Genomic DNA, 9,628 nt, shown 5'->3' with positions numbered 1-9,628 from the left:
AGGGGCCGGGGCGACCGCGGCGGCCCCCGGCGACGCGTTGGAGGGCAGCCTTGTCATCCTCGCCATGTCCCACGACGCGGCGAAGAAGATCGCCAGCGACTACTCTTCGCAGCTTGCCGGCAAAGTCGTCGTCCACATCAGCAACACCGTAGATCCCGCCAACTTCGACCGTCTGACTGTTCCCAGCGGAACATCGGGAGCCGAAGAAATCGCGGATCTGTTGCCGGACGATGTTCCTGTCGTCAAGGCCTTCAACACCTGCTTCGCCGGCCCCTAGAGAAGGGTGCTGTCGGCTCGGTTCCGCTGGATGTCTTCATCGCCGGGGACTCCGAAGAAGCCAAAGCCCGGCTCAGCGCCGTAGTGGCCGCTTCCGGCCTTCGCCCGATCGACTCCGGCCCGCTGCGCCGGGCCCGTGAACTGGAAGCGTTTATGCTCGTTGTCATGGGGCTCCAGGTCAATCCCGAACACCCGCACTTCAACTGGGATACGGCGCTGAAAGTCCTTCCCTGAGGACGGCAGCGTGACGGATAGGATCCATGCCTAAGGCAATTGCGACTTCCGGCGCGAGTGCTGGTCCGGTCCGAAGGAGGCACCGTCACCGGGCGCGTTCTGCACAGCAACGCCACCAAGCCTGTCACGGACCGTACCTGGTTGTAGGCTTCGAAAATGTCACGGCCGACCACCCCCAAGAACGATTTCCCGCTATGTAGTATTCGGACCCGTCTTGGGCGCCAGTGCACTTTCACCTGCCTCTCAGCATGGCTGGGCTGGCTAGGCACCGAGCTGGATGGTTGCTGTACCGGTGTGGGTTTCGGCCACGGGGGAAGCGAAGGGGATAACCGACCTTCGCCTGTAGCTCGGTGCCGGGGCGCCTCTTCTGCCCGCTTCGGCCGCGGCGAGTCTGTGTAGCGTTGCCATCCTTGGGCGGGGCTTGGTCAGTGCAAGTCCCTCGATGAACCTAACCATTTCTGGGTCCACGCGCCGCGTGCCAGCATCGGCGCGTGGTCCCAAGTCGAGAGCACCTGCACCACCCGCCCGGTAGAGCCGAAGCCAACGCTGGAGAGTGCGGGTGCTGATCCCGGTTTCACGGGCGAGAGCGGCAAGGGAAATCTGATCCTCGACGTGAAGTCGAAGGACTTTCCAGCGCTCTTCGCCGGTCAGGAACACCTACATCGTGATGCCCTCGCGCGCGGCGAGGGCTTGCTGGTGGCGGTAAAGAGTTGCACGGCTCCAGCCCACGAGGCGGGCCGCGTCTTCGGCGGTGCGTCCTTTCGCCCGGGCGTCCTGCGCGATCGCTAGCTTGTCAGCAATGACAAGCGGATCCATCAGTGGCGGGCCAAAGCGTGTTCCGTTCTCCCTGGCAGCGGCGATGCCGCCCCCTGGGAATCCCGAACGACGCCAGATGACCCGGCAACCGCCGAGGTCAGATAAGTCAGCGGGCGCCCCTGGAATCACGCCGGGCCAGCCACCAACCGCCACCCCGCAGACACGCCAGAACGTGCCGCCAGGCATGCGGCGCGCACCGGGCATGCCCGGAGCTTGCACTTGACACGACTTATAGCCAGCTAGTCAAGGACCCCGCCCGCTGGTGGGCGGCGGTCTTCGACGGGTCCCTCTCGGGCCGCACCTACCAACGGATCGAAACGCTGATCTTCGGGGAAGCAGCAACAAGCCGGCCCCGCACAGCCAGCGACCGGGAACCATGATCATCCTTCAGGTGTTGAGAAGGATCAGGAACCGTAGGGGTCGGCGATGCCGATGTACTGGGTGTAGAGGTATTCCTCGATGCCTTCGAGGCCGCCTTCCCGGCCCAGGCCGGACTGCTTGACCCCGCCGAAGGGTGCCGCGGCGTTGGAGACCACCCCGGCGTTCAGGCCCAGCATGCCGGTCTCCAGCCGTTCGCCCATCCGGATGCCCCGGTTGAGGTCCCGCGTGAAGACGTAGGCGACCAGTCCGTACTCGGTGTTGTTCGCGAGCCGGACCGCTTCATCCTCGGTAGCGAAGGTGATGATCGGCGCGACCGGGCCGAAGATCTCCTCGGACAGGATCCGGGCCCCTTCAGCCACGCCCGTGAGGATGGTCGGCTGGTAGAAATACCCCGGCCCCTCCACGGGCCCGCCACCCAAGACAGTCTTCGCACCGGCGGCCACGGCATCGGTGACCAGCTCGTGGACCTTGTCCCGGCTCTTCGCATCGATCAACGGACCCACCTTCGACTCCGGTTCCGTCCCCCGAGCAGTGGTCATCCCGGCCATCTTCGTGGCGAACCTCGTAGCGAACTCCTCCGCGACCGATTCGTGCACAATGAACCGGTTCGCCGCGGTGCAGGCCTCACCCATGTTCCGCAGCTTCGCCAGCATCGCCCCCGCGACCGCGGCATCAACATCGGCATCCTCGAACACCACGAACGGGGCGTTCCCGCCGAGCTCCATCGAGGTCCGGAGCACTGTCCCCGAGGCATCCGCCAGCAGCCGGCGGCCGACCTCGGTGGACCCGGTGAAGGAGAGCTTCCGGAGCCGGAAGTCCTTGATCAGCGGACCCGTCGTGGCCCCGGCCGTGGAGGTCGGGATCAGGTTCAGCACACCGGCCGGCAGACCAGCCTCCATCATCACCGCAGCGAACAGCTGGGAGGTCAGCGGCGTCAGGTTCGCTGACTTCAGCACCATCGTGCAGCCCGCCGCGACCGCCGGGGCGACCTTCCGGGTCGCCATCGCCAACGGGAAGTTCCACGGCGTGACCAAAAGGCACGGGCCCACCGGCTTCTTCGTCACCAGCAGGCGGGACTTCCCGTCCGGCGAGACCGAATACCGGCCAAAGGCGCGCACAGCCTCCTCGGAGAACCAGCGCAGGAATTCCGCACCATACGCCACCTCGCCGCGGGCCTCGGCCAGCGGCTTGCCCATCTCCAGAGTCATCAGCAGCGCAAAATCTTCCGCCCGCCCGGTCACCAACTCAAACGCACGACGCAGGATCTCCCCCCGCTCCCGCGGCGGGACCTTCGCCCAGGACTCCTGCGCCGCCGCCGCAGCATCCAGAGCAGCCGCACCGTCCTCGGGACCGGCATCAGCCAGACTCAACAACACCTTCCCCGTCGCCGGATCCTCCACCTCAAAGGTCTTCCCCGACACAGCCGGACGCCACTCGCCATTGATCAGCAGACCAGTGGGCACAGACGCCAGTAGGGCGGCCTCACGCTGGGGGGTTGTTGTCATCGTTGTCTCCTAAGTTCTTGATTCCAGAGTGGGGCGTCGGCGGGTGAGACTGGTTTTACTGTGCGGGGCGGACCGGCGAAAAATCAGTGGCGGTCAGGTAGAGGGACGAAATGTTGTCGGTGAGTTCGCCATCCTCGACGGATGCTGCGCGCGCAGCCACCCATCTGGGATCGGCTTTAAACCCTTCCCAGTTTGATTTTGGGTCACCCTCATGTCGCACGAGATAGATCAGGGCTTCCGGGTCTTCATCGGATATCCAGTAACCGATATCTTGAATGCCGTGGTCGGGGAAAAGTTTGGTCGTGTGGGTGCGGAAGCGCTCCAGGAGCGCTTCCATCTTTCCCGACGCGGCGGTATAGGTCCTGAGCTCGAATGTCACGGTCGGTTTCCTGTCGTTGATGGCTGCAGAGAACTGCCGGCGCCCCAACACCGGTCACCGGCAGGAGGGGGACCCGGCGGTTACCGGTGTTGTGTTTGCCGGAATGGAGCTTTTTAGCTGGAGTGTTCGTGATCAGAGTTGAACATGATGACCTGTCGGACTGCTTTTCCGTCGGCCAACTGGTCCATAGCCTGGTTGATGTCCGCCAGGCCGATGCGGGTGGTGATGAGTTCTTCGACGGGGAGCTTACCTTCCCGCCAGAGCTGGGCGTACTTCGGGATATCGCGTGACGGTACCGCGGATCCGAGATAGCTGCCGATGATCGTCCGGGCTTCGGCGGTCACGGTCATGGGCGGGATCTGCGCGCGGGCGTCCGGTGAGGGCAGGCCCGCGGTGATCGTTGTTCCACCCACCGCGGTGGCGGCGAAGGCAGTTTCGAAGGCCCTCGGGTTTCCTGCGCATTCGATGACGTATTTGGCCTTGACGCCCTGCTCAAGCACCTGCTGCGGTGTGTAGGTTTCGTGGGCGCCGAGGCGCCGGGCGTGCTCGAGCTTCTCCTCAAGTGTGTCCACGGCGACGATGCGTGAAACGTTTTGGGAGATGGCCGTGATCAGTGCAGCCATTCCTACGCCGCCGAGGCCTACGATCATGATGCTGTCTTGTGGTTTGGGGCGGGCTGCGTTCAGGACCGCACCGCCGCCGGTGAGCACGGCGCATCCGAGGACGGCGGCGATATCCGGGGGAACGTCATCGCCGACGGGCACGGCAGAGGCTCTGTCAACGACGGCATGAGTGGCGAAGCCTGAAACGCCGAGGTGGTGGAAGACGCTCTCGCCGTCACGGTTTAGGTGCGTGGATCCGTGCAGCAGGACACCTTCACTGTTAGTTTTGGAACCTGCAGAGCAGGGCAGTCGACCGTCTTCGGCACAGTTGTCGCACTCCTCGCATCGAGGAAGGAACGACATGACCACGCGTTGGCCCGGCCGTAGGTCGTTGACTTCTGAACCGACCTCTACAACACGTCCTGCCGCTTCGTGTCCGAGCAGGATGGGGACCGGGCGGACCCGGTTGCCGTCGACGACGCTCAAATCCGAGTGACAGATCCCTGCGGCTTCGAGCCGCACCAGGATTTCGGTGGGCCCGGGTTCTCCCAACTCCAGCTCGGAGATGGTGATAGGCCGGGATTCGCTGAAGGGGCGGGGACGGCCGATTTCTTCAAGTACTGCTCCGGTGATCTTCATTTGTCCGATTCTTTTCGGTCTGTCGGTTTACTTTGTGCAGACTCTTTCCGCGGAGGCGCCGCGGGTTTGAAGGTTGCTTCCGCAACTTGACTCGCCAGCGGGTCTCCAGCTCGCAAGGGGGCGTTCGCGAATGCTCCTTCGTGGGCGAGGACGGGTCTGCGGTCCCCGGCCAGTTCCGGGTATTTTTCTTCGAGCTTTTCCCGTTTGGTCATCAGTCCATGCCATCCGCGGACTGTCTCCGGGTCTCCCCGCCTGATTCCGTGCCAAGTATTGGGCATCTGTTCGCGGGAGGGACCAGGGTCTGCGGTGCCGGACAGCCTCACAGCCGCGGGAACCCTGCCGGTCTGAGCGCCGCATTCACGACAGGCCGGTGTGTCGTCGAACATCGACTGCAGGGCGGCTTCGAAGCGATGGCCGTCGGCGCATTTCACGTCGTAAAGGATCATGGCCCGCCGCCTAGGAGTAGTAACCGTCGGGGGCGAATTTGAGCGTTTTTCGCTGCTCCGGATCATGGCCAAAAATGACATCCGCGTTGGTGCGTTCGGCAATACCGCGCAGTTTTTCCACGGATTCGAGCCACTTCAGGTTGTCCCATACGATCGCGGCTCCGACAGCGGGCGGACCCCAGCTGGCTCCAAGGTAAACCGCGTCGGAGGTGAAAATTTTGGTGCCGTCGTTGGGAAGATCGACCTGCAGCGACATGGTGCCCCAGGTGTGGCCAGGGGTCGCGATCACGCTCACACCCGGTAGGATTTCGGCGTCGCCGGCAACCGGTTCCAGGTTCAGGCCATCGAAGTCCGAAACTAGGTGTGCGCCCTGAAAGGCTCCTGAGATGCCTTTGACGCCCTCAATTTCATCAGTGCTGGCGATAATCCGGGTCTTGCCGTTGTCGAACATTTTCGCGTTGGCCGCGTGGTCGAAATGAAGGTGCGAAAGGACCAGGATGTCGATGTCGCTCGGCTCCAGTTCCAGCTCCGCCAGTGCTGAGTCGAGGTAGCCCGGACCGGCGGGGTCTTCCTTGACCGGAAAGAAGTCCTGGAACCCTGTCGGCGCCCATCTTGTCTCCCAATCGCGGGGCACTCCCGTGTCCCAGAGCACCCGGCCTTCGGGATGCTCGATGAGCACGGCGTGAGTGGGGCAGTCACCCCAGGCTGGAGGTGCGCTCTTATGGTTGCGGTCCATGATTGTTGTACCGCCTTGAAGCAACAGCCAGGTGTGATCGCACTCCATTACCCCGCTGGAGAGTATGTGCAGTTTTATATCGTCGCCCATGACGATCCTTTCTGTAGGAATCCGCTTCACCGAGACTATGGGCTACACCACACGCTACCTATATCACTTATGACCATTCCTCTAAGAGAAAGTTGTGCTTTGTGCACATTCGTTTGTACCGTGATCGGAGAGTAGGGACGGGGCCAACAATTATGAAGTCAATGGGACTATGGCTGGAACGCATCGAAGCCGGGATTACCGATGAAAGTCTGGCGAAGGCGTTGCATGAGGCCCTCGACAGGCATGAAGTCACCGACAGCGCAGCCCGGGCTGCCCTGAGCATCAATGCCCGGCTGCGTGAGCGGCGGCAACGTGAGGGCCTGCTCAGGGCGCTCCATGACACCGCGACGGACCTGACGGGCATCAGGGATGTTGAGGAAGTTTTGCTGGCGATCGTGAAACGTACCCGCACCCTCGCCGGAAGCGACATGGCGTACATCAGTCTTAACGACTACGAACGACACGAGACGTATATCCGGAAATCCGATGGCGTGGCCACCGAGGATTACCGAACTATCCGGATGCCGATTGGAACCGGCGTACTGGGCAAAGCTGCAGTCGGACTCTCGCCGTATCAGACCGAGGACTACCTTACCGACCTTGCCATCTCGCACCTGCCGCATATCGACGACATCGTCAACAAGGAGGGAGTGCGCGCGATACTCGGGGTTCCGTTGCACCTTTACGGCAAGGTCATCGGCGCGCTTCTTATCGCGGACAGGATGCCCCGGGTATACGGGCCGGAGCTCGTTGACCTGGTGGACGCGATCGGTAAGCATGCCGTCGTCGCCATCGATAATGCGCAGCGGTTCGCCGAAGCCGCCTCCGCCCTGCAACGGCTAGGAAATGAGAATCGCACCCGGCTCGAAGAGATGGATGGCCTTCAGAGACTCGTTGACCTCGACGAACGGTTCATTGAGGTTGTGGTCCGAGGGAGCGGCCTTGAAGGATTTGCCGCGCTCTCCCGGCAGATCCTTGGCACAGACATACTGATACTCGATCCCGCTAACGGCATCCTTCAGGAAGTGCCAATGGAATCGCTGCACCCGGGTACTGCCCCGCTTGGGTCAATGCTCAAAGACGAGGGTGAGCACTCGACGTTCGAATCGACTGTTGCCCAGGCGGTGGCCACAGGACGCCCGCGCATCTTTGCCACCACCGATGAAGAGGTGGTCCTTGTCCCGGCCCAGGCAGGCCCGACGCATCTGGCCACCCTCGTCGCCCGCGGACCGCTGAACGGGAGGCAGCGCGCCATCGCCGAAAGATTGGCCGTCTTCCTCACGGTCCTACGGCTCTTTGACCAAGCCACCCACGATTCAGCGCAACGGCTTCAGTTCGAAGTCCTCGACGACCTTCTCTCGGACCGGGACGTGCCTCTGGAACTCATCCAGCAGAGGACTGCACGCTTTGGAATGCGGCCCAACGGGGAAATGACCGTCGCCGTCTTCGATTCCGCCGGGGCAGATTACGCCCGCGTCGAAAAGACCATTCGTGAGGTCCTAGGCCCGGCCAAGGCACTCATCGCCCGCCGAGGAGCCCGCATATGTGTCCTGGTCTCCGGCAGCAAAACCATCACCGGAGCGGTGATGGCCAAACTGAAAGAAAGTGGAATTCCGGCCACCGCCGGACATGCCAGCACTGCTGAGGGACTGGCCGGGGCAAAGAGGGCAAACCATCAGGCCGAACTGGCGTTGTCCAGCCTGCTGGTTCTGAACCAACGCGGCGATCTCCTGGACGGAGACAAGCTCGGGCATTTGGGACTATTGCTCTCCGCTGTCCACTCCAGCGGAGCCCAAGAGAGCCTCTACTCACAAATTCAGCCGCTCATCGACCACGACAGTGAACACAACACTGAACTGACCCGGACAGCCTGGACGTTCTTGGAAGCAAACCACAACCTCGCCCGCACAGCGGAAAACCTCTTCATCCACCGCAACACCGTCAAACAACGTCTCGAACGCATCTCTCTGCTGATTGGAGAAGACTGGTTGGCCCCAACCCGACAACTCGACAACCACCTCACCCTCAGGATCTGGCACCTGAAAACCGCTGACAACGCATCCCGCCGATAGCTCGCCCCGCTCTCAGTTTGGTTTTTGACCGCCGGTCGGTCATCCCGACAGTGCTGGCAAGGGCGTCCAGGTCAGGCTGGCCGGGAAATCTATGGGTAAAGGTTCGACGGCACCCTGCTCATGCAGTCATGCACATCACTGAGGAATTAGCCGGGGCAGTCCCTGTCGTACTGGTGTCGGACTGGGCGGGATTGGCGATGTTTGCGTCTTTCGGACCCTCCGAGGTGCCAACGGACCCCAGCCACTTCAAGCAGCGCGGGCGCTCCAAGCCACGTTAGGGTGGTGGTTCGAACTGTCTGGGGGATCATTGAAGCATTGAGTGTTGAAGATTGCTGCCGCCGCGGCTGTCCTTCTGGCACTGGCCGGCTGCTCCAGCTACGCACGGATCACTGCCGTCCAAAGGCCAGCAGAAGCCAAAGACGACTTTTCCGTCGAAATTCGGAACGTAGACCCAAAAATGCCTTTCGACTTCCGATTCCTCACTGAGGACAGCGGAGTCAAACATTTTGCAGCGGAAAGCTCGGACACTCCATCGCCTGCATTGCCGCCTATCAACTCGACGAATCTGACCAATGGGTCGCTGGCTGTAGTGACAGGATTACAGGTGACCGCGAGATAGTCACTGTAAGGCATATCGGACAGCTTCCGATAAAGCTGGTCACAACCGACTTTGATACGCGGGCTCTTAAGACCGAGGGGTGGCGCAAGATTCGCACCAATGTTCTCGTTGGCGCAGTGACGCGCCCGTAAGCGGATCCTCCAACGAACCTGTGCCTGTACGCACTGGGGCTTTTTGCGTGCAGCGACGCCTGTCCTAGCTGTTGGTCTTTTCCAGTGTTCGGCCGATGATGCGAGCTGCCTCCGGGTAGGTGCCCGGGTTGGGACCAGAGTAGTTAGGGCTGATAAATGGTCCTGTGGGTTCTGCGGGGAACCTGTGGTTCCAGCGTTGCCAGCTGGCTGGGCGGGAGCTTGGGCAGCCGTTCAGCGACCCAGTTGGGGGCGTCGTCGTGGGCGAGAAAGCGGGTGTGCACATTGTGCATTCCTTGGGGGTCGGACTGGGGCGTATTGGAGTCGGTTTGCGCGGGTTTGGGATGGTTTTCGGGGGAGGGCAGTGTTTGCAGGGGTGAAAGCCGGTTCAAGTCCCACTTCGGGCACACGTTTCTCCTTGTCAGAGGCTGTTTTGCTCTCTGACTGTGCACAAACCGGCTCAGATGGTGAACAGGGTGTGCCTGGTTTGGTGGGTGGGTTGCAGTCGTCCTGTGGTGGTCCGCCTCCTTTCTCTTGAAGCCCTTGGTGGGCTTTCGTACTACTTCATGGCGCAGTGGCGGGGAAGGTACATGACTTTGGGGGAAATTTTTCGAACGAGTTTTCCTTCTGGTGCCGCCCTGTCTGTCTCCGGCTGGTGGTATGTCGACCATAACGAGCCCGAATGGTCACCGCTATTGGGGAAGC

Annotated in this window: 10 protein-coding genes and 2 pseudogenes; 5 read left to right on the top strand and 7 right to left on the bottom strand. The window is 62.0% G+C overall.

Annotation, left to right across the window (positions count from 1 at the left end; genetic code table 11):
• A pseudogene (locus DDA93_RS16405) lies at positions 1–277 on the top strand (NADP oxidoreductase); the annotation flags it as partial.
• Positions 278–360: 83 nt separating this feature from the next.
• The gene (locus tag DDA93_RS16535) at positions 361–510 is read left to right on the top strand and encodes a hypothetical protein (protein WP_207771367.1); all 150 of its coding nucleotides are present in this window, start codon (positions 361–363) and stop codon (positions 508–510) included.
• Positions 511–771: 261 nt separating this feature from the next.
• Here DDA93_RS16535 and DDA93_RS15485 read toward each other — a convergent pair whose 3' ends face one another.
• The 6 genes and pseudogenes from DDA93_RS15485 to DDA93_RS15455 all read right to left on the bottom strand — a co-directional run bounded on the left by DDA93_RS15485 (position 772) and on the right by DDA93_RS15455 (position 6,014).
• Positions 772–1,167 (bottom strand): helix-turn-helix domain-containing protein, encoded by a 396-nt coding sequence (locus DDA93_RS15485; protein WP_243400669.1) that lies wholly within the window; start codon positions 1,165–1,167, stop codon positions 772–774.
• Positions 1,168–1,374 (bottom strand): annotated as a pseudogene (locus DDA93_RS15480) (helix-turn-helix domain-containing protein); the annotation flags it as partial. It abuts the gene before it with no gap.
• 356 nt (positions 1,375–1,730) lie between these two features.
• A complete protein-coding gene (locus DDA93_RS15475; RefSeq protein WP_116779256.1) occupies positions 1,731–3,212 on the bottom strand; it encodes an NAD-dependent succinate-semialdehyde dehydrogenase in 1,482 nt (493 codons plus the stop codon).
• 55 nt (positions 3,213–3,267) lie between these two features.
• On the bottom strand, positions 3,268–3,591 hold the full coding sequence (locus tag DDA93_RS15470) for an NIPSNAP family protein (RefSeq protein ID WP_116779255.1): 324 nt from the start codon (positions 3,589–3,591) through the stop codon (positions 3,268–3,270).
• 113 nt (positions 3,592–3,704) lie between these two features.
• Complete coding sequence (locus DDA93_RS15465; RefSeq protein ID WP_116779254.1) at positions 3,705–4,832, bottom strand: alcohol dehydrogenase catalytic domain-containing protein; 1,128 nt, start codon at positions 4,830–4,832, stop codon at positions 3,705–3,707.
• A 456-nt stretch (positions 4,833–5,288) separates the two neighbouring features.
• Positions 5,289–6,014: an N-acyl homoserine lactonase family protein gene (locus DDA93_RS15455; protein ID WP_243400668.1), complete on the bottom strand. Its 726-nt coding sequence runs from the start codon at positions 6,012–6,014 to the stop codon at positions 5,289–5,291.
• Between the two features lie 251 nt (positions 6,015–6,265).
• Between DDA93_RS15455 and DDA93_RS15450 the strand changes: the two genes are divergently transcribed.
• Positions 6,266–8,176, top strand: coding sequence for a helix-turn-helix domain-containing protein (locus DDA93_RS15450; RefSeq protein WP_165802660.1), 1,911 nt, complete (start codon positions 6,266–6,268; stop codon positions 8,174–8,176).
• A gap of 322 nt (positions 8,177–8,498) precedes the next feature.
• A complete protein-coding gene (locus DDA93_RS16530; RefSeq protein WP_207771366.1) occupies positions 8,499–8,795 on the top strand; it encodes a hypothetical protein in 297 nt (98 codons plus the stop codon).
• Positions 8,796–9,069: 274 nt separating this feature from the next.
• Here the strand turns inward: DDA93_RS16530 and DDA93_RS16400 are convergent, their stop codons facing one another.
• Positions 9,070–9,207: a hypothetical protein gene (locus tag DDA93_RS16400; protein ID WP_165802659.1), complete on the bottom strand. Its 138-nt coding sequence runs from the start codon at positions 9,205–9,207 to the stop codon at positions 9,070–9,072.
• 228 nt (positions 9,208–9,435) lie between these two features.
• On the opposite strand from DDA93_RS16400, the gene DDA93_RS16525 reads away from it, so the two are divergent.
• Positions 9,436–9,628 (top strand): hypothetical protein (locus DDA93_RS16525; protein ID WP_207771365.1); only part of this gene is annotated, 193 nt, incomplete at its 3' end.

Origin of the sequence: Arthrobacter sp. Bz4, assembly GCF_003075455.1 — a bacterium.
Classification (GTDB): Bacteria; Actinomycetota; Actinomycetes; order Actinomycetales; family Micrococcaceae; genus Arthrobacter_D.
Note: the sequence above shows the minus strand (reverse complement) of the source record. Positions and strands in the feature narration are given on the sequence as shown.

What these genes read in the sequence shown, in the direction of transcription:
- DDA93_RS15475 (WP_116779256.1), bottom strand. Translation starts at nt 3,212, where the DNA reads ATGACAACAACCCCCCAGCGTGAGGCCGCCCTACTGGCGTCTGTGCCC.
- DDA93_RS15465 (WP_116779254.1), bottom strand. Translation starts at nt 4,832, where the DNA reads ATGAAGATCACCGGAGCAGTACTTGAAGAAATCGGCCGTCCCCGCCCC.
- DDA93_RS15455 (WP_243400668.1), bottom strand. Translation starts at nt 6,014, where the DNA reads ATGGACCGCAACCATAAGAGCGCACCTCCAGCCTGGGGTGACTGCCCC.
- DDA93_RS15450 (WP_165802660.1), top strand. Translation starts at nt 6,266, where the DNA reads ATGGGACTATGGCTGGAACGCATCGAAGCCGGGATTACCGATGAAAGT.